Origin of the sequence: Salmonella bongori NCTC 12419, from assembly GCF_000252995.1 — a bacterium.
GTDB classification, from domain to species: Bacteria; Pseudomonadota; Gammaproteobacteria; order Enterobacterales; family Enterobacteriaceae; genus Salmonella; species Salmonella bongori.
Genome location: NC_015761.1, coordinates 4,410,394 through 4,434,972 on the forward strand (window position 1 = coordinate 4,410,394; position 24,579 = coordinate 4,434,972).

At 50.7% G+C, this 24,579-nt stretch carries 26 protein-coding genes and 3 tRNA genes; 17 read left to right on the top strand and 12 right to left on the bottom strand.

Features of this window, described 5'->3' with window-relative positions; translation table 11 throughout:
* Entirely contained in the window at window positions 1-540 is a 540-nt protein-coding gene (gene dnaT / locus SBG_RS20735) for a primosomal protein DnaT (protein ID WP_000098576.1), read from the bottom strand.
* Between the two features lie 587 nt (window positions 541-1,127).
* On the opposite strand from dnaT, the gene SBG_RS20740 reads away from it, so the two are divergent.
* Window positions 1,128-1,904: a putative adhesin gene (locus tag SBG_RS20740; protein ID WP_000775243.1), complete on the top strand. Its 777-nt coding sequence runs from the start codon at window positions 1,128-1,130 to the stop codon at window positions 1,902-1,904.
* Window positions 1,905-2,053: 149 nt separating this feature from the next.
* Here the strand turns inward: SBG_RS20740 and SBG_RS20745 are convergent, their stop codons facing one another.
* Window positions 2,054-2,527 (bottom strand): threonine/serine exporter, encoded by a 474-nt coding sequence (locus SBG_RS20745; protein WP_000511325.1) that lies wholly within the window; start codon window positions 2,525-2,527, stop codon window positions 2,054-2,056.
* Window positions 2,518-3,294 carry a threonine/serine exporter family protein gene (locus tag SBG_RS20750; protein WP_001154815.1) on the bottom strand — a complete coding sequence of 259 codons (777 nt, stop codon included), beginning with the start codon at window positions 3,292-3,294 and terminating at the stop codon, window positions 2,518-2,520. Before SBG_RS20750 ends, SBG_RS20745 begins: the two co-directional genes overlap by 10 nt.
* Before the next feature lie 703 nt (window positions 3,295-3,997).
* Here SBG_RS20750 and SBG_RS20760 point away from each other — a divergent pair.
* Window positions 3,998-4,723 carry a response regulator transcription factor gene (locus SBG_RS20760; RefSeq protein ID WP_015703125.1) on the top strand — a complete coding sequence of 242 codons (726 nt, stop codon included), beginning with the start codon at window positions 3,998-4,000 and terminating at the stop codon, window positions 4,721-4,723.
* Entirely contained in the window at window positions 4,684-5,358 is a 675-nt protein-coding gene (gene bglJ / locus SBG_RS20765; protein ID WP_024135188.1) for a DNA-binding transcriptional activator BglJ, read from the top strand. Before SBG_RS20760 ends, bglJ begins: the two co-directional genes overlap by 40 nt.
* Before the next feature lie 50 nt (window positions 5,359-5,408).
* Here the strand turns inward: bglJ and SBG_RS20770 are convergent, their stop codons facing one another.
* From SBG_RS20770 to SBG_RS20780, 3 genes are all read right to left on the bottom strand, one after another.
* Window positions 5,409-5,867 (bottom strand): YbaK/EbsC family protein, encoded by a 459-nt coding sequence (locus SBG_RS20770; RefSeq protein ID WP_000058281.1) that lies wholly within the window; start codon window positions 5,865-5,867, stop codon window positions 5,409-5,411.
* A 161-nt stretch (window positions 5,868-6,028) separates the two neighbouring features.
* The gene (fhuF, locus tag SBG_RS20775) at window positions 6,029-6,817 is read right to left on the bottom strand and encodes a siderophore-iron reductase FhuF (RefSeq protein ID WP_000331547.1); all 789 of its coding nucleotides are present in this window, start codon (window positions 6,815-6,817) and stop codon (window positions 6,029-6,031) included.
* Window positions 6,818-6,937: 120 nt separating this feature from the next.
* On the bottom strand, window positions 6,938-8,002 hold the full coding sequence (locus SBG_RS20780) for a GGDEF domain-containing protein (RefSeq protein WP_000211199.1): 1,065 nt from the start codon (window positions 8,000-8,002) through the stop codon (window positions 6,938-6,940).
* Between the two features lie 251 nt (window positions 8,003-8,253).
* Here SBG_RS20780 and SBG_RS20785 point away from each other — a divergent pair, with 251 nt between their 5' ends.
* Window positions 8,254-8,490: a DUF1435 domain-containing protein gene (locus SBG_RS20785; protein WP_079775217.1), complete on the top strand. Its 237-nt coding sequence runs from the start codon at window positions 8,254-8,256 to the stop codon at window positions 8,488-8,490.
* A 33-nt stretch (window positions 8,491-8,523) separates the two neighbouring features.
* Here the strand turns inward: SBG_RS20785 and SBG_RS20790 are convergent.
* From SBG_RS20790 to rsmC, 4 genes are all read right to left on the bottom strand, one after another.
* Window positions 8,524-8,610, bottom strand: a tRNA-Leu gene (locus SBG_RS20790).
* A 31-nt stretch (window positions 8,611-8,641) separates the two neighbouring features.
* Window positions 8,642-8,728 (bottom strand) — tRNA-Leu (locus SBG_RS20795).
* Window positions 8,729-8,755: 27 nt separating this feature from the next.
* Window positions 8,756-8,842, bottom strand: a tRNA-Leu gene (locus SBG_RS20800).
* 211 nt (window positions 8,843-9,053) lie between these two features.
* Complete coding sequence (gene rsmC / locus SBG_RS20805) at window positions 9,054-10,082, bottom strand: 16S rRNA (guanine(1207)-N(2))-methyltransferase RsmC (RefSeq protein WP_001272269.1); 1,029 nt, start codon at window positions 10,080-10,082, stop codon at window positions 9,054-9,056.
* A 102-nt stretch (window positions 10,083-10,184) separates the two neighbouring features.
* On the opposite strand from rsmC, the gene SBG_RS20810 reads away from it, so the two are divergent.
* From SBG_RS20810 to SBG_RS20845, 8 genes are all read left to right on the top strand, one after another.
* Window positions 10,185-10,598, top strand: a complete 414-nt coding sequence (locus SBG_RS20810) for a DNA polymerase III subunit psi (RefSeq protein WP_000204033.1) — start codon at window positions 10,185-10,187, stop codon at window positions 10,596-10,598.
* Complete coding sequence (rimI, locus tag SBG_RS20815) at window positions 10,567-11,013, top strand: ribosomal protein S18-alanine N-acetyltransferase (protein WP_001092430.1); 447 nt, start codon at window positions 10,567-10,569, stop codon at window positions 11,011-11,013. The genes SBG_RS20810 and rimI overlap by 32 nt, the downstream gene beginning before the upstream one ends.
* Window positions 11,014-11,035: 22 nt before the next feature.
* The gene (yjjG, locus tag SBG_RS20820) at window positions 11,036-11,713 is read left to right on the top strand and encodes a pyrimidine 5'-nucleotidase (RefSeq protein ID WP_020846077.1); all 678 of its coding nucleotides are present in this window, start codon (window positions 11,036-11,038) and stop codon (window positions 11,711-11,713) included.
* 90 nt (window positions 11,714-11,803) lie between these two features.
* Entirely contained in the window at window positions 11,804-13,393 is a 1,590-nt protein-coding gene (prfC, locus tag SBG_RS20825; RefSeq protein WP_000175970.1) for a peptide chain release factor 3, read from the top strand.
* A gap of 401 nt (window positions 13,394-13,794) precedes the next feature.
* Window positions 13,795-14,412: a molecular chaperone OsmY gene (gene osmY, locus SBG_RS20830; protein ID WP_000214115.1), complete on the top strand. Its 618-nt coding sequence runs from the start codon at window positions 13,795-13,797 to the stop codon at window positions 14,410-14,412.
* 128 nt (window positions 14,413-14,540) lie between these two features.
* Window positions 14,541-14,702, top strand: coding sequence for a DUF1328 domain-containing protein (locus tag SBG_RS20835; RefSeq protein WP_000490276.1), 162 nt, complete (start codon window positions 14,541-14,543; stop codon window positions 14,700-14,702).
* A gap of 122 nt (window positions 14,703-14,824) precedes the next feature.
* A complete protein-coding gene (locus SBG_RS20840; RefSeq protein WP_000531531.1) occupies window positions 14,825-15,898 on the top strand; it encodes a patatin-like phospholipase family protein in 1,074 nt (357 codons plus the stop codon).
* Window positions 15,895-16,668, top strand: coding sequence for a metal-dependent hydrolase (locus SBG_RS20845; protein WP_000119024.1), 774 nt, complete (start codon window positions 15,895-15,897; stop codon window positions 16,666-16,668). Before SBG_RS20840 ends, SBG_RS20845 begins: the two co-directional genes overlap by 4 nt.
* Window positions 16,669-16,700: 32 nt before the next feature.
* On the opposite strand, the gene SBG_RS20850 is transcribed toward SBG_RS20845, so the two are convergent.
* Complete coding sequence (locus SBG_RS20850) at window positions 16,701-17,564, bottom strand: YjjW family glycine radical enzyme activase (RefSeq protein WP_001064955.1); 864 nt, start codon at window positions 17,562-17,564, stop codon at window positions 16,701-16,703.
* Complete coding sequence (locus SBG_RS20855) at window positions 17,536-19,086, bottom strand: YjjI family glycine radical enzyme (protein WP_001143191.1); 1,551 nt, start codon at window positions 19,084-19,086, stop codon at window positions 17,536-17,538. Before SBG_RS20855 ends, SBG_RS20850 begins: the two co-directional genes overlap by 29 nt.
* Window positions 19,087-19,345: 259 nt before the next feature.
* Here SBG_RS20855 and deoC point away from each other — a divergent pair, with 259 nt between their 5' ends.
* From deoC to SBG_RS20880, 5 genes are all read left to right on the top strand, one after another.
* Window positions 19,346-20,125, top strand: a complete 780-nt coding sequence (deoC, locus tag SBG_RS20860; protein WP_024135189.1) for a deoxyribose-phosphate aldolase — start codon at window positions 19,346-19,348, stop codon at window positions 20,123-20,125.
* A 158-nt stretch (window positions 20,126-20,283) separates the two neighbouring features.
* Window positions 20,284-21,606, top strand: a complete 1,323-nt coding sequence (deoA, locus tag SBG_RS20865) for a thymidine phosphorylase (protein WP_000477834.1) — start codon at window positions 20,284-20,286, stop codon at window positions 21,604-21,606.
* Between the two features lie 51 nt (window positions 21,607-21,657).
* Window positions 21,658-22,881: a phosphopentomutase gene (deoB, locus tag SBG_RS20870; protein ID WP_000816449.1), complete on the top strand. Its 1,224-nt coding sequence runs from the start codon at window positions 21,658-21,660 to the stop codon at window positions 22,879-22,881.
* Between the two features lie 201 nt (window positions 22,882-23,082).
* A complete protein-coding gene (deoD, locus tag SBG_RS20875) occupies window positions 23,083-23,802 on the top strand; it encodes a purine-nucleoside phosphorylase (RefSeq protein WP_000224867.1) in 720 nt (239 codons plus the stop codon).
* 207 nt (window positions 23,803-24,009) lie between these two features.
* Window positions 24,010-24,501 (top strand): REP-associated tyrosine transposase, encoded by a 492-nt coding sequence (locus SBG_RS20880; protein ID WP_000073960.1) that lies wholly within the window; start codon window positions 24,010-24,012, stop codon window positions 24,499-24,501.
* Window positions 24,502-24,579 lie beyond the last annotated feature (78 nt).

Sequence of the window (24,579 nt, forward strand, 5' to 3'; positions counted from 1 at the left end):
TTACCCCCTGAAACCTGGTGGAATGTGATTGTCAGGTTCGCTGACGCTATTGATGTCGCGTTGCGGCATCCCGCCATTACTGGAACGGCTAATTTGTACGCTGCGTGCAAGCTTTTGCTGCCACTGGATATGGTGAAAAACCTTTCCTTCCGCCTGCCAGTAGGCGATAAACGCCGCCAGCTCTTCCGCAGTGACTGGCTCCCGAAGCGCGACGCCCCAAAGAGCAGCCTGGCGCTGAAAGTCCGCATCGGGTTGCCAGGCGGGATACATGGCGAATTTCCCGCAGGGAATCGCAACAGGGACGGCTTCAGGTTCCTCGTAAAATTGTGCGTCTAGCGCCACATCGCTTCCCGGGCGTGATAACTTTTCTTCAAGCGCCAACAGTTCAGCCATGCGTGCGGGGGTCACGGCATAAAACGCAGGCGTATTGTTAGCGAAAACCGCCACCGCACCACCCGTTGATTTCGCCAGCACGGCATGATGATCGTGTAAAAGAGCGTCAATACCGATGACGTCCGACGTTAAAATTCTGGAAGACATAATATTTCTCAATATGGAACAACAACCGAGAAGAGCGACTGTTTTTATAGTACCACACAGACCAGTAAGAACAGCAGGTGACCTTCAAGGGATGGGCAGAACCAGTGAGCGGGTGTTATCACATTTGTCCCGAAGCAGCTTTATCATCGTCCCTGGCGCTTATTATTGACAATGGCTCCCTGGTCCAGTTCTCCCGGCCAGCTGTAAGCAATGAAGGGCAGGGAAGTGCAGGGAAGTGCAGTTTGCCTTGAGCCCAATGGTGCTATCTGGATACTGTCAGACATCAATGTAGTTCCCCGGAAAAAGCTAATTTTTTGCGTGATACTCAGGCAGATAAAGCCTGAATCGACAGTGACCGTCGAGGGAGAAAGCAGGGGAGAAATAATATCGAATGTAAGCAGGGCACCAAAGTGACCTGCTTGACGGTCTGCTATGTGCCAGCATCTGACCTTGCCGGGTGTTTGCTTTGTTTAAGCAAACAAAACAATAACGTGAGTTGTTTTTTGAAAGTATAATTTTTAATAATTAGCATATCATATCCATTCTGGCTCAATATTGATTTTTACTGGATATAAATTGGAAAATAAATGAAACTCCCCATATCATCAGTTGATCGTAAATTACCAATAACTACTACACATGAAGATAATAAAAAAATAGCCGATGGCGTATTTCCAAATATAAAAAACATATTTAATTCATCAGAAGAAATGGACAGGAAACCAGGCGTATTCAGTCATAATGGTGTAAGCATTAGCCAGACAGGTCATGCGAAACAACTGGTTATTATAGCACATGGTGGCTGGAAAGAACTTGAAAGAAACACAACGCTATTTAGCCGTCAAACCGGAGATGGGTGGACATCAGTTCCTCATGGGACACGTATAGATTTTTATAGCAAAGATCAGGATGTTGTAAAAGGCTTAAGTGTTCTTTCAGAAGTCAATAAACGCCCCCATGAGGCTCTTAATGGGTTAGAACCATGCATAGATTTAAGTGATAGCGACATAGCGTTATTGGCCCAAAGTCGTAATATACCCGCCGCTGACGTTAAAAATGAAATGATGAAATTGGCTATATACAGAAATGAATATATCAGTGGTGGCGATGTAGTTAAAAATTACGCACTGTATTATCATGATCAAACAGATTTTCTGCTAGAAAAGCATCAGAGTGAATCTGATAACAAAGAGATAGATATTGCAGTCGTCACTGACAAAAAACATAAAAAGCATTTATCTGATATTTTCGACGTGATAAAGAGAATGGGAGTAACATACGACGTTATCCACTTTGGTGCTTGTCGGGTTGACCGAAGCGGCCATGCAATCCCAGGTTTAGACAACCATGCTTCTAAAAAATAATCGCTCACCGTTTATTGAACTGATTCTGCCGTAAACTCTCGCCCAGTGCAGGCGGGGATTTACGGCGGTTTTCGCTAAATCAGCGTAGCGTTTGCTGTATAACTACAAACCTGACAGACACATTTACGCTGCGACAGGCGTTTCACTGATTAGACGCGGGGGCGTTTGCGGTATAGCCATAATCCCGGTACAGAGAGACCAATGGAGAGCGCGCCAACGATGGAAGAAGCTTTCAGGAAATTTGTCAGCAGGGTAATCATCATCGGTTCGCTGTAGCCCAGGTGACTGATTTTGACCGCAGAAATCATCGCCGTATAGGCGGAAATACCTGGGAACATCGGGATCACGGCGGCGACGGTAAAAACTTTAGGGTGAGCGAGATACCAACGTGACCATTGAATACCGATACTCCCGACTAACAGCGAGGCCATAAACGTCGACCATTCGATATTAAAACCTGCGCTCATCATGAGCGTACGTGAGCCATGGCCCAGAGCCCCCAGTAGCGCGCACCAGGGAAGCGCCCGGTGAGGAACGTTAAATACCATAGCAAAACCGACGGCAGGGATTGCCGACAGAATCATGTCCTGTATCAGCGCCAGTAAAAAGTCGATTATACCCATCCGCGTAGCCCCCATACGGTCATGGACATCACAACACCTACACAGGTAGCCAGAGTCAGTAAGCTGGCGATAGCCCAACGTGCAAGCCCGGTATTAATATGTCCTTTAAACATATCTGCGACAGAATTAATCAGGGGAAAGCCCGGTACCAGCAGAAGTACACTTGCCGCCATGGCGACTGTCGGTGTCTTGCTAAAGGCAGGAAGAGTGAGCATTAACCCGGAAATTGTCGTGGCGACGAAGGCGGTAATGCAAAAAGTGATCTGTGGATGTAAATGCCGGAGCGCCAGTATCTGACGAATATACATGGCCACCATGCTGGCGAAAAAGGTGATGAGCGCGCCATCCCAGCCGCCATTATTCAGCTTACAAAAACAGGCGCAGGAGAGGCCAACCATAAATGCCACCAGCCAGCGGGGATAACGAAGTGGCCGGAGCTGACTAAAGCGTTTTTCCACACCTTTGTAATCCAGCAGGCGATGTTCCGCGAGGATGACGATATGCTGAACCTCCGTGACGACATGCATATTAATGCCGCGATCCTGGTTTTTACGTGTCGATGTCAGGCATTGACCATTTTTGATGGTGGTCAGCACAATGGCGTTAGAAGAGATCGCGCTTTCAACGCTATCCATGCCGAGCGCTAAACCGAGGCGGGTGGAAAGCTCATCAACCAGTGCGCTTTCCGCGCCGTGTTGCAATAAAAAAAGTCCGCATTGAATACATAACCGTGTTACTGCTCGTTGAATTGACTGTTCTTCTTGCATGACTCGTCCTGTCTGAAAAGACATCTTATGCACCATCAATATGACGGAGGTTTCTTTTTAACACGAAGTACCGACGTGATGGCGTTGGTTAAGATCAAGTTTATGATGATAAAATCGTCAACCGCCAGGGGTTACAGGTCATTGCGGTGAGTTCGCCTCACAGACTGAACACCCACAGCGCCAGCTGTCCTCACAGGTCCGTTTCCAGAATAGAAACATAATGCCAGCCTGCTCGTTCTTTTTCGAATTAATTATCCGGTGAATTTTATCAGCGCCATACATTAATCGTTTAGCAAAGATGGTATGAGTAGTGGGCATAAAAATAGTTATGATATAGTTTAATTTCCAGATATAGCGCGGGTTCCCTGTGGTACTGGCAGTATTGTTGAAGATGTTATTCAGAGATTCTGTAATATCAATAAAGAGTGAATCCATATTTTAAATTTATTAATATGTTCAACTTTGCGTTAGAATTACTAATATACAAATTTAGTTAATTTAATTGTATTGTGCCTGTTTTTATGAGTAACTATGCGATAGGGATTTTATGTTTTTGCACTATGTGAATAGCCGTGCAATCAATAGTTTTTTTCTAAAAGTAAAACAAGGATAAAATTCACCCGACCAATATTTCGTGCTCATTGTTAATGGCATTTCTATTAATAGGGCAATGAATGAGAGGACGCGTGGGTTCGGAGGAATTATGCTGCCAGGATGCTGCAAAAATGGACTTATTATCAGTAAAACGCCTCTTATTCAAGAAGGTCTTAAAGGGGCTATAACGGGTCATTTCCAGGATTATAAACTGGCGTACTGCCGCACGATAGAAGAACTGACGCTGTTACAGCTACGCCGGAGCAATTTAATTATTGCTGATTTAACGGTTAACAATACTTCTCCCCGTGCTATTTGCGACTATTTTTATAGCTTATTGTCGCAATACCGTGAAATACATTGGGTATTCCTGGTTCCTAAACCCTGTTATCCACATGCGGTTGAGCTTTTGATGGGCCCCGGTAGCACATTGCTTTCAGATGAAGAGCCGATCGAGAGCCTTATTAGTGTTATCCGGGCGGGAAATACGCATTCTGAAAGAATAAGCAAAACGTTATTATCGCCTCAGGTGCCGTCTGAAATTCAGGAGCCTGTTAGTAGGCCTATTGTTCTTACGTTGTCTGAGCGAAAAGTATTACGCCTTTTAGGAAAAGGCTGGGGCATTAACCAAATTGCGGCCTTGCTTAAAAAAAGTAATAAAACAATCAGCGCCCAAAAAAATAGCGCCATGCGACGCTTATCAATACACAGTAATGCAGAGATGTATGCATGGATAAACAGTTCTCAGGGAGCCAGAGAATTGAACTTACCTTCGGTATATGGAGAAACCATGGAATGGAAAACAGAATCAGTAAGAGAAATGTTGCGCTCGTAGAAAAATGTGCGATGAGCAATATTGGTATTAAAGAATTATTTGATGCAACACCAGATTGCCAGCATACGCTGCATATTTTTTCAAAACCATCCGTGTTTCATAAAGCTGCGCTAAAGACGTCTTTTTCTGCCGTTATTTTTTCTCTTTCAGCCTTACGGACTGAACGCCGGACTGGATTAACCTGTCTGATGGAGATGGCGATAAATTATCCTCATATACGGCGTCTGGTGATTGCCGATGATGATGTTGAAGCTCGTTTAATCAGTGCGCTATCGCCTCTGCCACTGGATGGGGTGATCAGTAAGTCATCGCCGTTGGATGTCTTGCAGGATGCCTTATTCACGGCGCTTAATGGCACCCGGCGGATGCCAGAACGCACAGATAATCTTTGGGAACTTCACCAGAACTGTATGCTGAGTCCAACTGAGCGGGAGATCCTGCGTTTTATGTCGAACGGCTATTCGATGCCGCAAATCGCTGTCCAGTTAGAACGTAATATTAAGACTATCCGGGCGCACAAGTTTAATGTGATGTCCAAACTTGGCGTAAGTTCTGATGCGGGGTTACTCGATGCGGCGGATATTCTGTTATATCTTCGCGCCGGAGATTCTACCACGCTCCAGCATAGCGCATAGCGTATACCCGATGTGTCATGCTTGTCCGGGGCTCCGGGCATAAAGGCACATTATTGGCACACGTCTACCCAGGTCGCAGATGTCAGTTCAGCCATTCTTTCCGGAGTGATACGCACCGCGCTATGCGTGGCGCCAGCGGCAGGCAATACCTCGCTATATTCTTTCAGAGAGACATCGCAGTAAACGGGCAGTGGGTGTTCCAGCCCGAAAGGGCATACGCCGCCGACAGGATGTCCGGTTGCATTAACCACTTCATCGCTGCTCAGCATACGGGCTTTCGCGCCGAAGGTGGCTTTGAGCTTCTTATTATCCAGTCGGGCATCGCCTTTAGCGACCACCAGGATGATGGTATCTTTTACTTTAAGCGAGAGCGTCTTAGCTATCTGTCCTGGCTCAACATTATGCGCTTTTGCTGCCAGTTCGACGGTTGCGGTACTTTGATTTAATTCAATAATTTCAATATCGGGAGCATGCCCGGCCAGAAATTGCCGTACAGATTGCAGACTCATTTTCTCTCCTGAGACCCTGTTGATAATTACGGTAGATCCAAAAATAACAAAACGTAATTTGTCATAAGGAGAGCGTTGCTGTAAATATAATAGTGTTACAGGTCAGCAACAATAATCGGTGGCAGGAATAGCCGCGATCGTTGAGGGTAGAGTAATGCGGTTTACTTCAGTGTACAGTCGCCGCACTGCTGGACGTCAGGTAAGCGGTAACGCTGGCAACAGGTCCTGCGTACCAGAAGACCATCGCGCATTACGACGGTACGCCATAGCGGGTTATCCTGTCCGCCGGACAGCTGTTTTTCAAAAAAACAGCGCTGGCGTAACGCTGTAACCAGGGCTTCGCCAAGCAGGGGCTTCATCTCCGTCAGATACCAGCTGATCAAATAACCGGTATTGCTCCAGATAAGTTTAGCGTTAATGTCACCGGTTGCTTCCAGCGCCTGAACCACTGGCTGCAGTGCGGAGACGATTAACGTTTCTATCCGTTCTTCCGGAGAACGCATTGTCGCCAGATTATCCTGATAAACCTCAAGCCAGAAACACGCTGCGCGCCCGGTTTCATGAAATTCTACATGGAGATGTTCTGCAGACACGTTGATTGCACGCGCTTGCGTCAATAATGCCAGCATCAACGGCGGCGTCATCAGCCCGATATACCATTGCGCCCACAGAGAGAGTAATGGTTTATTTTCACGTGGAAGGCCAGGCTTGTTCCGATAGATATGATCGGAATAGGTGGCCAATAATGAACGGAAGGTCGCGGGGCGTGTCCACTGTGCAAGCGTCATGGCAGCAGGCGGCGGTGTTTCATCCAGCCGGATGAAATCCAACAAGTGCTCACGGGTATTGGCGATCGTTGCGCGCACCGCTTCGGCCAGCGAGGCGTCTTCCGGTTGGACGGCGGCTCGCCAGATAATATCGTCAGCAATCGGTGCGGAACGGTAGGCCATAGCGCAATTTAATGATGTTAATCTAAATGATAATGATTGCTAATCCTATCGATAGAGATAAACGATGGCAAGCGGTTTATGGTTAACGTGGTTGGCGTAGCACGATAATACCAACGCAATTCACACTGCACGCAGGTCGTCGCTGACCAGAATATGGTTACGTCCAAGATGCTTGGCTTCGTAAAGTGCTTTATCCGCTTTTTCGATTGCATCCCCGATACTCCGATCCGCCAAAGGCGCGATGCCGATACTGACGGTGACATTGGTCGCGACATTTTCGTTAAACATATGCGGGATTTTAAGATCGTATACTTTCTGGCGGATATGTTCTGCGGTAGCGCAGGCTTGCTGTGGTTCCGCTGCGGTCAGCAACACCAGAAACTCTTCACCACCAAAACGGCAGACAATATCACGCGATCGCACCGCGTCCCGGATCGCCGCTGAGACGCGGATTAACGCCTGATCGCCCATCATATGACCGTAGTGATCGTTATACGCTTTGAAATAATCGATATCCAACAACAGAACGTAATGCTTATGGCTGTCCAACGCCTGTAACGTATCCAGTCGGCTTTGCAGGCCACGGCGGTTATATAAGCCGGTTAATGGATCAAGCATACTCAGGCCATTGAGTGTTTCCCGTTCGGCCAGTAGCGTAAACATCAGTTGCTGGGCAAAGTTATCGTAGCGTTTCTGAATCACATGCTGGATAGCAATTCCCACCATCGGCAAGGCCAACAAATAGACTATTCGTAACCCCTGCTCATGGCCGTTTAGCCACAGACAGACTGCTACTGACGGCAGTGAATAGAGTGTAAACGCGACGATATTGGCGGCAAAGGCAATTGAGCCGATAAACAGTACGCTAAGAAGTGAAATCACTAAAAAAGAAAAATCATAATGGCCTAACGCTGGGTACTTTAGCGCAATATGCGTTGCCCATAGCGCCCCGAAGAGCAGAGAGATAAAGGGAAGACTAACGCTTTTTTCCTGATATTTCCCATGCCATAACAATAGCAATATGCTCAGAACCGCTATTCCTGTTACTGGTGCGCAAAACACATTGATCTGATAAAGAGGAAAAATAAGGGTAAACAACGCCGATACGGCGTTGAGGAACAAAAAAAGACGTAAAGAAAACTGATACTTCTTAATACGAAGCAATCGCCAGGATGGTGTTGTCATGTTTAATTGTCGTTATTTATCGGTGATATACACAGAATCAGGCGCCAGCATGAAAATAACGTGCGAGAAAAGATCGCATAAAGTGAGATTTTTTGTTTTTACGTTAACCGTCGGACAATTTATCACCTTACTGAATGCGTGTCATCAACCGTTAAGTAAAACTCATCTATCCAGGGGGGCTTCTTGGGCTGACAAATGAGAAAATGTATCATATGATATTGGTTATCATTATCAATTCCAGAGGTAAAACCATGTTGCAGCGTACGTTAGGCAGCGGATGGGGCGTATTATTACCTGGATTTATTATCGTCGGGCTGGCATTTAGCGGCCTGTCAGCGGCAGTGCTGAAACTGTTGATCATATCAGGCTTACTACTGTCTGCGTTGATGCTGTATCACAAGCAATTACGGCATTTTGTATTGCTGCCATCATGTACGGCGCTTATTGGGGGCATGATGCTGGCAATGATAAACTGGAATCAGGGATGATCATGAAGTCAAACTGAGAGAGGATAAGATAATTGGTGCGAGGGGGGGGACTTGAACCCCCACGTCCGTAAGGACACTAACACCTGAAGCTAGCGCGTCTACCAATTCCGCCACCTTCGCACAGTTATCTTACTTTTTGATATCGCCTCGTTGGTGCGAGGGGGGGGACTTGAACCCCCACGTCCGTAAGAACACTAACACCTGAAGCTAGCGCGTCTACCAATTCCGCCACCTTCGCCCAGTGCGAGCAATATCAACGTGGTTTTGGTGCGAGGGGGGGGACTTGAACCCCCACGTCCGTAAGGACACTAACACCTGAAGCTAGCGCGTCTACCAATTCCGCCACCTTCGCATACCATCGATTCTTGAAAAGAATCACGACCACGGAGGCGCATTCTAGTGGTTTTCAGCTATTCGTCAATAGTTAATTGCATGGGATAGATTGATTGCTGTAAAAATGGGCGCCAGCCACTGGCCGGATACGTTGTGCCGTATATACTGCCTGATGGCGCTACGCTTGCCCTACCGATACCGCCACGGTAGGGCGGATAAGCGTTGGCGCGTTATTTCTTCGCCTGACGTGTCATGATGGTGCGATATACTTTAAAACGCCCGGTTTGCGCAATCACCTCATGGAAGCCAAACGTTTCATCCAGCACCTGCGGGTAGGGCAGGAAAGCATTCGCCACGATGCGTAATTCACCGCCGCTATTAAGATGGCGCACTGCGCCGCGAATGAGCGTTTGTGCCGCATCAAGGCTGGTTTGCATTCCGTCGTGAAAAGGCGGATTGGAGATGATCATGTCAAAACGGCCTTTAACTTCCGAAAAGACGTTGCTGGCGAACACCTCGCCTTCAAGACCGTTGGCGGCAAGCGTGGCACGGCTGGCCTCTACCGCCGGGGCGCTTACGTCACATAGTGTAAGCCGCACTTTCGGCGAATGGCTGGACAGCACCGCAGAAAGCACGCCAGCACCGCAGCCGACATCCAGCACTTTGCCTTTCGTGTGCGGTGTCAGCGTAGAAAGTAACAGTTGGCTGCCGACATCCAGTCCGTCGCGGCTGAATACGCCCGGCAGCGTTTTAATGGTCAGATCACCGATACTGTATTCGTCCCAATATTTTTCGAGACTGAACAGCGGCTGCTTTTCCAGACGCCCGTGATACAGGCCGCAACGTCGCGCACTGTCCACTTTGTTCAGCGGCGCGTAGTCCGCTAACATCTGCTCGGCGCTACGCACGCCGCTACGGTTTTCCCCCACGACAAAAATATCGCAACCGATCGGCATCAGCGACAAAATATTCATCAACTGGAACTGCGCTTCAGGTTTGTTTTTCGGCCAGTAGTAGATCAGCGTATCGCAATCCACCGCATCGCTGGCTTCCGCTACCAGGCTAAAACGGGCGTTATCACCCATCTGGCGGCTTAAAACCTGCCAGTGGTGAAACTGTTGCGTATGTGCGCGGCTGGCGGCGCATTCAAAGCGCGCGGGCAGGTCATCCTGCAAATCTCCGGCAAACAGAATACGGCTTTGTTCGAAATCATCACTGTGGCGCAGCAAGACTTCACTTGCCGGGGTGAAAGCAGACATGGGGGGCTCCTTTATTCAGACTGGCGGCGATTATAGTAGTTTGATGGCGCAGATTCGACAGATTTGCTATATTTGCGGCCCTGATTACAGGAGCGTTTCGCTATGACATCCCGACGAGACTGGCAGTTACAACAACTGGGCATTACCCAGTGGTCGCTGCGTCGCCCCGGCGCATTACAGGGGGAGATTGCCATTTCCCTGCCGGCGCACGTTCGTCTGGTTGTGGTCGCAGAGGAGTTACCGGCGCTGAGCGAGCCGCTGATGCGCGATGTTTTACGCGCGTTGACCGTGAGTCCCGATCAGGTTTTACCACTGACTCCTGAGCGTGTCGCTATGCTGCCGCAGGGTGGCCGTTGTAACAGCTGGCGGTTAGGAACCGACGCGCCGCTGCAACTTGAAGGCGCCCAGGTCACAACGCCGGCATTTAATGAACTCCGGGCAAACCCGACGGCACTCGCCGCATTATGGCAACAAATCTGCGAACATGAACACGATTTCTTTCCTCAATCCGACTGATTTACCCGCTGCTTTTCTGATTGAAAAACGCGCCCATGCTTTTCCATGGAGTGAAAGCACGTTCGCCAGCAATCAGGGCGAACGCTATTTGAACTATCAGTTGACGGTAGATGGAAGTATGGCCGCGTTTGCCATTACGCAGGTGGTGCTGGATGAAGCGACGCTGTTCAATATTGCCGTTGATCCGGATTTTCAGCGCCGCGGGCTGGGGCGTATGCTGCTTGAGCATCTGATTGATGAACTGGAAAAACGCGACGTCGCGACGCTGTGGCTGGAGGTTCGGGCCTCAAATGTTGCTGCTATCGCCCTGTATGAAAGTCTGGGTTTTAACGAGGCGACGATTCGCCGCAATTACTATCCAACCGCCGATGGACACGAAGACGCTATTATTATGGCGCTCCCCATCAGCATGTAATAAATAAAGGCAAGGTATAATGATGAAGTGGGACTGGATTTTCTTTGACGCCGATGAAACGCTGTTTACGTTTGATTCATTCACCGGCTTACAGCGGATGTTTCTTGACTATAGCGTCACGTTTACCGCTGAGGATTTCCAGGATTACCAGGCCGTCAATAAGCCGCTGTGGGTGGATTACCAGAACGGCGCGATTACCTCATTACAATTGCAGCATGCGCGTTTTCAAAGCTGGGCGGAGCGGCTGAAGGTGCAGCCGGGTCAGCTTAACGACGCTTTTATTAATGCGATGGCGGAGATTTGCTCCCCGCTGCCAGGCGCCGTTTCGCTGCTGAATGCCCTTCGTGGGAAGACTAAAATTGGTATTATTACAAACGGTTTTACCGCGCTGCAGCAAATTCGACTGGAGCGAACCGGACTGCGCGATTACTTTGATCTGTTAGTCATTTCCGAGCAGGTTGGCGTCGCAAAGCCCGATCCAAAGATCTTTAATTATGCCCTGGAGCAGGCGGGCAGTCCTGACCGCTCGCGCGTATTAATGGTTGGTGATACCGCGGAATCCGATATTCTTGGCGGCATTAACGCCGGACTGTCGACCTGCTGGCTCAACGCGCATCATCGCGAGCAGCCCGCAGGTATTCATCCAACCTGGACGGTGGCGTCACTCAGCGAACTGGAGCAACTCCTGTGTAAACACTGATTGCCTCCCCCCTGTTGATGGGTAAAATAGCCGCATTTTCGTATTCAACATGCGTGGCCGAACGCTGCGCTTACTCAAGAAGATTTGACTATGACGTTGTCTCCTTATTTGCAAGAGGTGGCCAAGCGCCGCACGTTTGCCATTATTTCTCACCCGGATGCCGGTAAAACGACCATTACCGAAAAGGTGCTGTTATTCGGACAGGCGATTCAGACCGCTGGTACGGTTAAAGGCCGTGGTTCCAGCCAGCACGCGAAATCGGACTGGATGGAAATGGAAAAACAGCGTGGGATCTCGATTACCACCTCCGTGATGCAGTTCCCGTATCATGACTGCCTGGTTAACCTGCTGGACACCCCTGGGCACGAGGACTTCTCGGAAGACACCTACCGTACCCTGACGGCGGTGGACTGCTGCCTGATGGTTATCGATGCCGCGAAAGGCGTCGAGGACCGGACCCGCAAGCTGATGGAAGTTACCCGTCTGCGCGACACGCCGATCCTGACCTTTATGAACAAACTTGACCGTGACATCCGCGATCCAATGGAGTTGTTGGATGAAGTTGAGAATGAATTAAAAATCGGCTGTGCGCCGATCACCTGGCCGATTGGCTGCGGCAAGCTGTTCAAAGGTGTGTACCACCTTTATAAAGACGAAACCTACCTCTACCAGACCGGTAAGGGCCATACCATTCAGGAAGTGCGCATTGTTAAAGGGCTGAATAACCCGGATCTGGATGCCGCCGTGGGCGAGGATCTGGCGCAGCAGTTGCGTGACGAGCTGGAACTGGTACAGGGCGCGTCTAATGAGTTCGATAAAGATCTGTTCCTGGCGGGGGAAATCACCCCGGTCTTCTTCGGAACCGCGCTGGGTAACTTTGGCGTCGATCATATGCTGGACGGCCTGGTGGAGTGGGCGCCCGCGCCGATGCCGCGTAAAACAGACACCCGCACCGTGGAAGCCTCGGAAGAGAAATTTACCGGTTTTGTCTTTAAAATTCAGGCTAATATGGACCCGAAACACCGCGACCGCGTGGCGTTTATGCGCGTGGTTTCCGGTAAGTATGAGAAGGGCATGAAGCTACGACAGGTACGTACCGGGAAAGACGTGGTGATTTCTGATGCGTTGACCTTTATGGCTGGCGACCGTTCGCACGTTGAAGAAGCATACCCGGGCGATATTCTGGGGCTGCATAACCACGGCACCATTCAGATCGGTGATACCTTCACCCAGGGTGAAATGATGAAGTTTACCGGTATCCCGAATTTTGCGCCGGAACTGTTCCGTCGTATTCGCCTGAAAGATCCCCTCAAGCAGAAACAGCTGCTGAAAGGACTGGTGCAGCTTTCTGAGGAAGGCGCGGTTCAGGTATTCCGCCCTATTTCTAACAACGATCTGATTGTCGGCGCCGTGGGTGTTCTGCAGTTTGATGTCGTCGTTGCTCGCCTGAAAAGCGAATATAACGTGGAAGCGATTTATGAGTCTGTCAACGTAGCGACGGCGCGCTGGGTTGAAAGCGCTGATGCGAAGAAATTCGAAGAGTTTAAGCGTAAGAATGAAACGCAACTGGCGCTGGATGGCGGTGATAATCTCACCTATATCGCCCCCACGATGGTTAACCTGAACCTGACCCAGGAACGCTACCCTGACGTTCAGTTCCGTAAAACGCGCGAACACTGATCCCTTTCCGGGCGCGGCATCCGCCGCGCCTTCGTACTTTCCCTGCCTTTTTAACCGCTTACGGAATGTTCTTAAATCCCGCCTTTTTTCTTTGATCTGCCTGTTTTTTATACGCAACGACAAGCGATTTCAAAATTGTGATCTATATTTAACAAAGTGATGACATAAATGTCGGCTTTAATGCCTGTTCAATGCGTGAATATGAGAGCTTAAAGCTGAGATTTGTTTCAGTCACGATATTAATAACTGAAACGGAAGGGTGTCAGGCGACGCGTCGTTACAAATTTACGAATGTGACGCCAGTCATTGACTTCAGAAACCGGTGAGTTTCACCGCATTCAGCAATGCAACCTCGTGTTGCCTGAGCTCAAATTATGAGCAAACTATACAGGACAAAATCGATGACTACGACAAGACTGAAGATTTCTAAAACTCTGCTGGCCGTAATGTTGACCTCTGCTGTTGCGACAGGTTCTGCCTTTGCAGAAAACGCAACAACGGACAAGGCGCAAAACGGAACTGAAACTGCGGGGCAAAAAGTCGATAACTCTATGAATAAAGTCGGTAACTTCATGGATGACAGCGCTATCACTGCGAAAGTAAAAGCCGCACTGGTGGACCACGACAACATTAAAAGCACCGATATTTCTGTCGAAACTAACAACAAAGTCGTCACCCTGAGCGGCTTTGTAGAAAGCCAGGCGCAGGCTGAAGCTGCTGTAAAAGTGGCGAAAGGCGTAGAAGGCGTTACCTCCGTTAGCGACAAACTTCACGTTCGGGACAGTAAAGAAAGTTCTGTGAAAGGCTATGCTGGTGATACGGCCACCACCAGTGAAGTCAAAGCCAAGTTGCTGGCGGACGATCTCGTCCCTTCCCGTAAAGTGAAAGTGGAAACGACCGATGGCGTCGTACAGCTCTCCGGTACCGTTGAAACTCAGGAACAAAGCAACCGCGCTGAAAGCATCGCGAAAGCCGTTGATGGCGTAAAAAGTGTTAAAAACGATCTGAAAGTTCAGTAATTCGTCGTAATTCGCTCTCCCGGCGTTTGTCGGGAGACGTAATGTGCACCACACTAAAAATATCGCGAATGAGTAGCCTGAGTGCTCATATTTAGCGGTCGACATTAACTATGGTAAAGGAGAGGCTTATGTTTCGTTGGGGCATTATATTTCTGGTTATCGCGTTAATTGCCGCCGCATTGGGTTTTGGTGGACTTGCTGGTACGGCTGCCGGCGCGGCGAAAATCGTTTTCGTCGTCGGGATCGTGCTCTTCCTGGTCAGCCTGTTTATGGGCCGTAAACGACCCTAGCAGGCATCTGTAAAGATATATTGCTACCAAGCCAGTCCAGCGGACTGGCTTTTCCAGTTTTAGCCGCCTACGTTTTGCGTTACCTTGTCCTCCTGAAAAAAATAAAAAACAGGAAGGCAGAGGTGGGACAGCGAATACCCGTTACGCTCGGTAATATTGCGCCGTTATCTTTACGCCCGTTCCGGCCAGGCCGTATGGCACTGGTGTGCGAGGGTGGAGGGCAGCGGGGCATCTTTACCGCAGGCGTGCTGGATGAGTTTATGCGTGCGCAATTTAATCCTTTTGATCTCTACTTCGGCACTTCTGCCGGTGCGCAAAATCTCTCGGCGTATCTCTGCAACCAGCCCGGCTACGGGCGTAAAGTGATTATGCGCTATACCACAAGGCGCGAATTTTTTGATCCACTGCGATTTGTACGCGGTGGAAATCTTATCGATCTTGACTGGCTGGTAGAGTCTACCGCCGCCCGGATGCCGCTACAGATGGATACCGCGGCGCGCCTGTTCGACACCGGAAAAACCTTTTATATGTGCGCCTGTCGTGGCGATAATTACACGCCAGGCTATTTCTCGCCGACCAAACAAAACTGGCTCGATATTATCCGCGCCTCAAGCGCGATACCCGGTTTCTATCGTACCGGCGTTGCGTTAGAGGGCATCAACTATCTGGATGGCGGAATTAGTGACGCCATTCCGGTGCAGGAAGCGGCAAAACGAGGCGCAAAAACCATTGTGGTGATCCGCACCGTACCGTCGCAAATGTATTACACGCCGCAGTGGTTTAAACGAATGGAGCGCTGGCTGGGAGAGAGCAGCTTGCAGCCGCTGGTCAATCTGGTGCAGCATCATGAAACGACCTACAGTGCTATCCAGCAATTTATTGAAAAACCACCGGGTAAGCTGCGGATCATTGAAATTTACCCACCGAAACCGCTGCACAGCATGGCGCTGGGCAGCCGTATTCCGGCGCTGCGTGAAGATTACAAAACCGGGCGATTATGTGGACGCTATTTCCTTGCCACTGTCGGTAAATTACTCGCTGCCACGCCGCCTCTGCTGCGCCATACATCGAGGATTACTGTTCCGGAAACTGTGGTGGTGCCTCCGGCGCCGGTGGCCAATGATGCGCATGTGGCGAAGGTGAGCAGCGCGCCGCAGGCAAACGACACCACCTTTAACGATGAGGATTTGGCATGAGCTGGCGCTTTATCGATACACACTGCCATTTTGACTTCCCGCCTTTTACAGGTGATGAGAGCGCCAGCATTCAGCGCGCCTTTGCTGCAGGCGTTGAAAAAATCATTGTGCCGGCAACCCAGGCGATTCACTTTCCCCGCGTGCTGGCGCTGGCAGCGCGTTTCTCATCACTTTATGCTGCCCTGGGATTGCATCCCATAGTGATTGAACGCCATGCCGATGACGACCCCGATAAGCTGCAACAAGCGCTGGCGCAACAACAGAACGTCGTGGCGGTAGGCGAGATCGGTCTCGATCTTTATCGCGATGAGCCACTGTTCGCCCGGCAAGAGCAATTTCTGGATGCGCAATTGCAACTGGCAAAGCGTTACGATCTACCGGTTATTCTGCATTCGCGGCGCACGCATGACAAACTGGCGATGCACTTAAAACGGCAGGAATTGCCGCGTACTGGCGTGGTACATGGTTTTGCCGGTAGCCTGCAACAGGCTGAACGCTTTGTTCAGTTGGGCTATAAAATTGGCGTCGGCGGGACTATCACCTATCCGCGCGCCAGCAAAACACGTGACGTTATGGCGCGGCTACCGCTGGATGCTCTGTTGCTGGAGACCGATGCGCCGGATATGCCGCTAAAGGGGTTTCAGGGGCAGCCGAATCGTCCGGAGCAGGCGGCGAGAGTGTTTGATGCACTTTGTGAATTACGCCCGGAGCCCGCAGACGTGATAGCCGATGCGCTGTATCGCAATACCATTACCTTGTTTCGGCTCTGATGTTACTACAGCCGCCATCCGGCAAGGGATATCTACAAATACAACGCCGGCAAAATCAGCTTCGCCACCCCGCCTTTTTGTAATCTGTCAGCCAGCTGCTCCACCTCTTGCCGCGTTGCGCCTGGCCAGGCTTTCGCTTCGCCATAGACGCCATGCGCATGAAAGGCGTTCAGGCGTACCACAACATCGCCCAGTGATGTAATAAATGCCGCCAGTGCATCAATATTCTGCAAATAGTCCACCTGGCCTGGGATAACCAGCAACCGCAGTTCCGCCAGTTTTCCTTGCCCGGCAAGAAAGCAGATACTGTGCTTAATACGTGCGTTATCCTGCCCGGTCAGACGGCGATGACGCTCGCTCTCCCAGGCTTTCAGATCGAGCATTACGCCGTCGCAAACCGGCAGCAGTTTTTGCCAACCTGTCTCGCTTAACTGACCATTACTGTCCACCAGGCAGGTCAGTCGTTGTAATTGCGGATCGGCTTTGATCGCCGTAAACAGCGCCACAATAAATGGTAATTGCGTGGTCGCTTCTCCGCCGCTGACGGTAATACCTTCAATAAACAGCGATGCTTTACGGATATGACGCAGCACGTCGTCAATGCTCATGGTCTGCGCCATTGGCGTTGCCTGCTGTGGGCACATTTGCAGACAAGTGTCGCATTGCGCGCAGATGTCCGGCCGCCATACCACTTTCCCGCCGTTAACGCTGAGTGCGTGGTGCGGACACTGGGTTACACATTCCCCGCAGTTATTACAACGTCCCATCGTCCACGGATTATGGCAATTCTTGCAGCGCAGATTACAGCCCTGTAGGAACAGGGCCAGACGACTGCCGGGTCCGTCGACGCAGGAAAAAGGAATAATTTTACTGACTAAAGCGCATCTGTTGTTCATGACTTATTACGCGAGCCTGTCTTTCAAGAATATGCGTATTGCGCGCCGCCTCTTCTCCCAGCCAGGTGGTATTCATACGTGAGCCTTCGGCACGATATTTTTCCAGATCCGACAGACGCACCATATAACCGGTGACACGCACCAGAGAGTTGCCGCTTACATTGGCGGTAAATTCCCGCATTCCGGCCTTAAACGCGCCAAGACAAAGCTGAGCCAGCGCCTGCGGATTACGCTTGATAGTTTCATCCAGCGTCAGAATGTCGCTGATCCCGGCATGATAAAAGGCGTGATGCGGCGCAACGGCTCGCAAATGCGTAATAGGGTCCGGTTCGTCGCCATACGGTAGACGCGCGCCCGGCGTGGTACCGATATCGGAACTGATGCCTGATTGGGCATGAAGTAGCGCCCGCTGATTCCAGCCATACTTCACTGGCGTATTTTCGACGAAATCCGCCAACTGAGCGCTGATGCGGTAGCCCACATCGTTTGCCGTTTTATTTTTACCGTAATGGATGTTCAACCCCGCTTTGTCACACAGCAGGTTAACGGCCTCCGCGAGCCCATACATGCCGAACATTGGCGCAAAACGCGCAGGATCGATCAACTTTTCCCGTACAAGAAAGCTATTCTCAAAGAAATGTGACTTTTCATAAAGGAATTCACATCGTGAATTAATGATGGCGATCTGTTGCTGACAGTAATGCGGTAGCGTGCGTGAAAAGAAGTCATCGACAGACGTGCTGCGTTCTGCCACGGCTTTCAGATTGAGACGGACCAGCGTGCTGCCGCCGCCGGCAAGCGGTAATGAGTTATAACAGCTGACAACGCCATACTGGCCTTTTGTGAAAATTTTATCATTTACAGGGCCATTGGAAATGTGTGGCTTACTGCATTCACAAATATTTTTAGCCACTTCCAGTAGAAGTGTATCCGGCGTGATGTCTGGATCGTAGATAAACGTCAGATTAGGCGCTACCTGCTTTAATTCGGCATCGGCGCGCAAAATCGCCCGTGTGATGGGGGTATCGGCAGGCCCAATATTGGCATGCATAAATGCGTCTGGCAGGGTTCTGTCGAGATAACGCCAGAAACGTTTTATTCGAATATCGATCGCATCTTGTGTTAGAATTCTAACATACGGTTGTAGCAGCGTATCAAGCTGGCCGAGATAAACCGGCATGGACGTCACGGAAGGGACATGATGATACAAAATAGTCAGTAAGGATAACGCGTCATCCAGATCTTTCGCGCCTTCCAGCTCCAGCCACTGTGAACCGTTAGCCAGAAAACGGGCGTAATCGGGCAAGACGTAGCGTGGCTTGAAGGGCGCATGGCCCTCAAACATATCGCAAATGACACCTTCATCCAGTGCACGGCGAGCCTCTTCCGGCAGGGTAGGATAAAGCAGGGCGTTTTCCGCTTCCAGAGCCAGAAAATGGCGTTTTTGCGCAGGGCTAAGCACCGGGCTGGTTACAATTTGCTGGCAACGCTGTTGTAGCGCAGTTTCGCATGAGGTTGGCATTTTCGTTTCCTTTTTATGCCGGGACGATGCGCTATTGTAGAAAATGGCGTCGGACTGACTTTGATCCTGATGCGCCTGCCATACGGAGAACGGGCAAGAAGGGATGAATAACTTGATTCAGATCTCATTATAGTAATGCAAATTTGTATGTAGTTTTCATTAACTGTGATGTATATCGAAGTGTAATCGCGAGTGAATGTTAGAATACTAACAGACTCGCAAGGTGAAATTTTATACGGCAATGCCGTTGGAGAATGTCATGACTGATTTAAAAGCAAGCAGCCTGCGTGCGCTCAAACTGATGGATCTGACCACTCTGAACGATGATGACACGAATGAAAAAGTGGTAGCGTTGTGTCATCAGGCAAAAACCCCGGTCGGCAACACCGCCGCTGTCTGTATCTATCCGCGTTTTATTCCGATTGCGCGTAAGACCCTGAAAGAGCAGGGCACGCCGGAAATCCGTATTGCAACGGTGACGAACTTCCCGCATGGCAATGACGATATCGATATTGCGCTGGCGGAAACCCGCGCGGCCATCGCTTATGGCGCTGACGAAGTTGACGTGGTTTTCCCGTACCGTGCGTTGATGGCGGGTAATGAACAGGTCGGCTTTGATCTGGTTAAAGCCTGTAAAGACGCGTGTGCCGCGGCGAATGTGTTACTGAAAGTGATCATTGAAACCGGTGAGCTGAAAGAAGAGGCGCTGATTCGTAAAGCCTCCGAAATTTCAATCAAAGCAGGTGCTGATTTCATCAAAACGTCTACCGGTAAAGTGCCGGTCAACGCCACCCCGGAAAGCGCCCGCATCATGATGGAAGTGATCCGCGATATGGGTGTGGAAAAAACCGTAGGTTTCAAACCGGCAGGTGGTGTTCGTACGGCGGAAGACGCGCAGAAATTCCTCGCGATTGCCGACGAACTGTTTGGCGCTGACTGGGCAGATTCTCGTCACTACCGCTTTGGCGCATCCAGCCTGTTGGCGAGCCTGCTGAAAGCTCTGGGGCACGGGGACGGTAAGAGCGCCAGCAGCTACTAAGCTCTGATTTGCCGGATGGCGCTGCGCTTATCCGGCCTACAAATCCAGGCCTGTAGGCCGGATAAGGCGGTAGCCGCCATCCGGCGATGTAAGCTTGATGGCGCTTCGCTTATCAGGCCTACGGCCAGCCTTCTACTCTTTTCCCTCAGGAGGGTACCGTGTTTCTCGCACAAGAAATTATTCGTAAAAAGCGTGATGGTCATGCGTTGAGTGACGAAGAAATTCGTTTCTTTATCAATGGCATTCGTGACAATACTATCTCAGAAGGACAGATTGCCGCCCTGGCGATGACCATTTTCTTCCACGATATGACCATGCCGGAGCGTGTTTCGCTGACCATGGCGATGCGGGATTCCGGTACTGTTCTTGACTGGAAAAGCCTGAATCTCAATGGCCCGATTGTCGATAAGCATTCGACCGGCGGCGTGGGGGACGTGACGTCTCTGATGTTGGGGCCAATGGTAGCCGCCTGCGGCGGTTATGTGCCGATGATCTCCGGTCGTGGCCTCGGTCACACCGGTGGTACGCTCGATAAACTGGAGGCGATCCCGGGGTTTGATATCTTCCCGGACGACAACCGTTTCCGCGAAATTATTAAAGACGTAGGTGTGGCGATTATTGGGCAAACCAGTTCGCTTGCACCGGCAGATAAACGTTTTTACGCCACCCGTGATATTACCGCGACGGTGGACTCTATCCCGCTGATTACCGGCTCCATCCTCGCCAAAAAACTGGCCGAAGGGCTGGATGCGCTGGTGATGGACGTAAAAGTCGGCAGCGGCGCGTTTATGCCGACCTATGAACTTTCTGAAGCCCTTGCTGAAGCCATTGTCGGCGTGGCAAACGGCGCGGGAGTTCGCACTACGGCGTTGTTAACCGATATGAACCAGGTGCTGGCTTCGAGCGCCGGTAACGCGGTGGAAGTGCGTGAAGCCGTGCAGTTCCTGACCGGTGAATACCGCAATCCGCGCCTGTTTGACGTCACCATGGCCCTGTGTGTGGAGATGCTGATCTCCGGCAATCTGGCGAAAGATGACGCCGAAGCCCGCGCGAAATTGCAGGCGGTGCTGGATAACGGTAAAGCGGCAGAAGTCTTTGGTCGTATGGTGGCCGCGCAGAAAGGGCCGAGCGATTTCGTTGAGAACTACGATAAATACCTGCCGACCGCCATGTTGAGCAAAGCAGTATATGCTGATACTGAAGGGTTTATCAGCGCAATGGATACCCGTGCGTTAGGCATGGCTGTTGTGTCGATGGGCGGCGGTCGTCGTCAGGCGTCGGACACTATTGATTACAGCGTCGGCTTTACCGATATGGCGCGTCTGGGCGACAGCATTGATGGACAGCGTCCGCTGGCGGTGATCCACGCTAAAGACGAAGCCAGCTGGCAGGAGGCGGCGAAAGCTGTTAAAGCGGCAATTATCCTTGACGATAAAGCACCAGCAAGCACACCTTCGGTCTATCGTCGTATTACTGAATAGTTGTATACTGATCTGATCAATTATTTTTGAAGCACTAAGTACGGAGAAGATATGAAACGTGCATTTATTATGGTGCTGGACTCATTCGGCATCGGCGCTACTGAAGATGCGGATCGTTTTGGCGACGTGGGTGCGGATACCCTCGGCCATATCGCGGAAGCCTGTGCGAAAGGCGAAGCTGACAACGGTCGTAAAGGCCCGCTGAATCTGCCTAACCTGACTCGTCTGGGGTTGGTGAAAGCCCACGAAGGTTCTACCGGGAAAATTGCTGCCGGTATGGACGGCAACGCGGAAGTGATTGGCGCATACGCCTGGGCGCACGAGCTTTCTTCCGGTAAAGACACGCCGTCTGGTCACTGGGAAATCGCCGGTGTGCCGGTGCTGTTCGACTGGGGCTATTTCTCCGATCACGAAAACAGCTTCCCGCAGGAACTGCTGGACAAGCTGGTGAAACGCGCCAACCTGCCGGGTTACCTCGGTAACTGCCACTCTTCCGGGACCGTGATTCTGGATCAACTGGGCGAAGAGCATATGAAGACGGGTAAGCCGATTTTCTATACCTCCGCGGATTCCGTGTTCCAGATTGCCTGCCACGAAGAGACGTTTGGTCTGGACAAACTTTATGAGCTGTGTGAAATCGCCCGTGAAGAACTGACCGAAGGCGGCTACAACATTGGTCGCGTTATCGCGCGTCCGTTCATCGGCGATAAAGCCGGTAACTTCCAGCGTACTGGCAACCGTCACGATCTGGCTGTTGAACCGCCAGCACCGACCATTCTGCAGAAATTGGTTGATGAAAAAGACGGCCATGTGGTTTCCGTGGGTAAGATTGCGGACATCTATGCCAACTGCGGCATCACTAAAAAAGTGAAAGCCACCGGCCTGGACGCGCTGTTTGACGCCACCCTCAAAGAGATGAAAGAGGCGGGCGATAAGACCATCGTGTTCACTAACTTTGTTGATTTTGACTCCTCCTGGGGCCACCGTCGCGATGTGGCAGGTTATGCAGCGGGTCTGGAACTGTTTGACCGCCGTCTGCCGGAGTTGATGGAACAGGTGGGAGAGGATGACATTCTGATCCTGACCGCCGACCACGGCTGCGACCCGACCTGGACCGGTACTGACCACACCCGTGAGCATATTCCGGTGCTGATCTATGGCCCGAAAGTGAAACCGGGCTCGCTGGGGCACCGTGAAACGTTTGCCGATATCGGCCAGACGTTAGCGACGTACTTCGGTACGTCGCCGATGGAATACGGCAAAAATATGCTGTGATACCCGTTGTCTTTCGCGCTGTAGATGCGTTGACTTCATTCGCTCACCCCGGTCACATAGTTAATCGGGGATTCACGAATTCGTCGCCTTCCTACAACGCGAAATCCTTAGGGTATTTCACTGTTTTTTGAATTCGTTTTGTCGGTCGGGTGAGGCATCATCGCTACCCGGCAATAACAACAAATTTAAAGGGAACTGAAGATGGCAACTCCACACATTAACGCAGAAATGGGCGATTTCGCTGACGTTGTTTTGATGCCGGGCGACCCGCTGCGTGCGAAGCACATTGCTGAAACTTTCCTCGAAGACGTGCGTGAAGTGAACAATGTTCGCGGCATGCTCGGTTTTACCGGTACTTACAAAGGCCGTAAGATCTCTGTGATGGGCCACGGTATGGGGATCCCATCCTGCTCCATCTACACCAAAGAGCTGATCACCGATTTCGGCGTGAAGAAAATCATCCGTGTAGGTTCCTGCGGCGCGGTGCGCATGGACGTTAAACTGCGCGACGTGGTGATCGGTATGGGCGCCTGCACCGACTCCAAGGTGAACCGTATTCGTTTTAAAGATCATGACTTTGCGGCTATCGCCGATTTCGGCATGGTGCGTAATGCGGTAGACGCAGCGAAAGCGCTGGGCGTTGACGCACGCGTTGGTAACCTGTTCTCCGCTGACCTGTTCTACTCGCCGGACGGCGACATGTTCGATGTGATGGAGAAATACGGCATCCTGGGGGTGGAAATGGAAGCGGCGGGCATCTACGGCGTAGCGGCAGAATTTGGCGCGAAAGCGCTGACTATCTGTACTGTGTCCGACCATATCCGTACTCATGAGCAGACTACTGCCGCGGAGCGTCAAACGACCTTCAACGACATGATCAAAATCGCGCTGGAATCCGTTCTGTTGGGCGATAAAGAGTAAGTTTGTGCTGTGCCCGGGGGCCTTTTTGCTTACCGGGCCTACAACGGCCTGCGGTTGTTACCGGATCGACTTGTAGGCTGGATAAGGCGTAGCCGTCATCCGGCAATCTGCTGTTTATACTGCGAGCCTCATTCCCGAATTACCCTCTCCGCATTGCCTTTTGCTATTAACCCGTTACGTTTAGATTTTGTTTAAGGAATGAACAAAATGTCGAACTATCGTCGTTATTACATTAACGGTGGAACCTGGTTTTTCACGGTTAATCTGAAAAACCGGAAAAGTGATTTACTTGTCCGCCAGATTGCGGAATTACGCTCTGCTATTCGCCGAGTGAAAAATACGAAGCCTTTTCAAATTGATGCTTTTGTCGTGTTGCCTGAGCATCTGCATTGCATCTGGACGCTTCCTGAGAACGATTGTGACTTTTCATCTCGCTGGCGGGAGCTTAAAAAGTTATTTACCAAATCGATAATGCGCCATGAAGTGTGGCAGCCACGATTCTGGGAGCACACGCTTCGCGACGAAAAGGATTTTCGCCGACATGTCGATTACATCTACTTCAACCCCGTGAAGCACGGTTGGGTAAGGCGGGTGCAGGATTGGCCGTTTTCGACCTTTCATCGTGATGTTCGCAATGGCGTTTACCCGGTTGATTGGGCGGGGGATGTGAGGGATCTTGACGCTGGTGAGTGGCAGTAATGCCGGATGGCGCGTTGCTTATCCGGCCTACAGAAAGCACTCATTTGTAGGCCGGATAAGGCGTAGCTGCCATCCGGC

Coding starts and splice junctions, on each gene's coding strand:
- dnaT (WP_000098576.1), bottom strand. CDS start 540: ATGTCTTCCAGAATTTTAACGTCGGACGTCATCGGTATTGACGCTCTT.
- yjjG (WP_020846077.1), top strand. CDS start 11,036: ATGAAGTGGGACTGGATTTTCTTTGACGCCGATGAAACGCTGTTTACG.
- SBG_RS20760 (WP_015703125.1), top strand. CDS start 3,998: ATGCTGCCAGGATGCTGCAAAAATGGACTTATTATCAGTAAAACGCCT.
- SBG_RS20785 (WP_079775217.1), top strand. CDS start 8,254: ATGTTGCAGCGTACGTTAGGCAGCGGATGGGGCGTATTATTACCTGGA.
- SBG_RS20770 (WP_000058281.1), bottom strand. CDS start 5,867: ATGAGTCTGCAATCTGTACGGCAATTTCTGGCCGGGCATGCTCCCGAT.
- SBG_RS20835 (WP_000490276.1), top strand. CDS start 14,541: ATGTTTCGTTGGGGCATTATATTTCTGGTTATCGCGTTAATTGCCGCC.
- fhuF (WP_000331547.1), bottom strand. CDS start 6,817: ATGGCCTACCGTTCCGCACCGATTGCTGACGATATTATCTGGCGAGCC.
- SBG_RS20810 (WP_000204033.1), top strand. CDS start 10,185: ATGACATCCCGACGAGACTGGCAGTTACAACAACTGGGCATTACCCAG.
- SBG_RS20855 (WP_001143191.1), bottom strand. CDS start 19,086: ATGCCAACCTCATGCGAAACTGCGCTACAACAGCGTTGCCAGCAAATT.
- deoB (WP_000816449.1), top strand. CDS start 21,658: ATGAAACGTGCATTTATTATGGTGCTGGACTCATTCGGCATCGGCGCT.
- rimI (WP_001092430.1), top strand. CDS start 10,567: ATGAACACGATTTCTTTCCTCAATCCGACTGATTTACCCGCTGCTTTT.
- bglJ (WP_024135188.1), top strand. CDS start 4,684: ATGGAAAACAGAATCAGTAAGAGAAATGTTGCGCTCGTAGAAAAATGT.
- SBG_RS20850 (WP_001064955.1), bottom strand. CDS start 17,564: ATGAACAACAGATGCGCTTTAGTCAGTAAAATTATTCCTTTTTCCTGC.
- deoD (WP_000224867.1), top strand. CDS start 23,083: ATGGCAACTCCACACATTAACGCAGAAATGGGCGATTTCGCTGACGTT.
- SBG_RS20880 (WP_000073960.1), top strand. CDS start 24,010: ATGTCGAACTATCGTCGTTATTACATTAACGGTGGAACCTGGTTTTTC.
- SBG_RS20740 (WP_000775243.1), top strand. CDS start 1,128: ATGAAACTCCCCATATCATCAGTTGATCGTAAATTACCAATAACTACT.
- rsmC (WP_001272269.1), bottom strand. CDS start 10,082: ATGTCTGCTTTCACCCCGGCAAGTGAAGTCTTGCTGCGCCACAGTGAT.
- SBG_RS20780 (WP_000211199.1), bottom strand. CDS start 8,002: ATGACAACACCATCCTGGCGATTGCTTCGTATTAAGAAGTATCAGTTT.
- prfC (WP_000175970.1), top strand. CDS start 11,804: ATGACGTTGTCTCCTTATTTGCAAGAGGTGGCCAAGCGCCGCACGTTT.
- osmY (WP_000214115.1), top strand. CDS start 13,795: ATGACTACGACAAGACTGAAGATTTCTAAAACTCTGCTGGCCGTAATG.
- SBG_RS20750 (WP_001154815.1), bottom strand. CDS start 3,294: ATGCAAGAAGAACAGTCAATTCAACGAGCAGTAACACGGTTATGTATT.
- deoC (WP_024135189.1), top strand. CDS start 19,346: ATGACTGATTTAAAAGCAAGCAGCCTGCGTGCGCTCAAACTGATGGAT.
- SBG_RS20845 (WP_000119024.1), top strand. CDS start 15,895: ATGAGCTGGCGCTTTATCGATACACACTGCCATTTTGACTTCCCGCCT.
- SBG_RS20745 (WP_000511325.1), bottom strand. CDS start 2,527: ATGGGTATAATCGACTTTTTACTGGCGCTGATACAGGACATGATTCTG.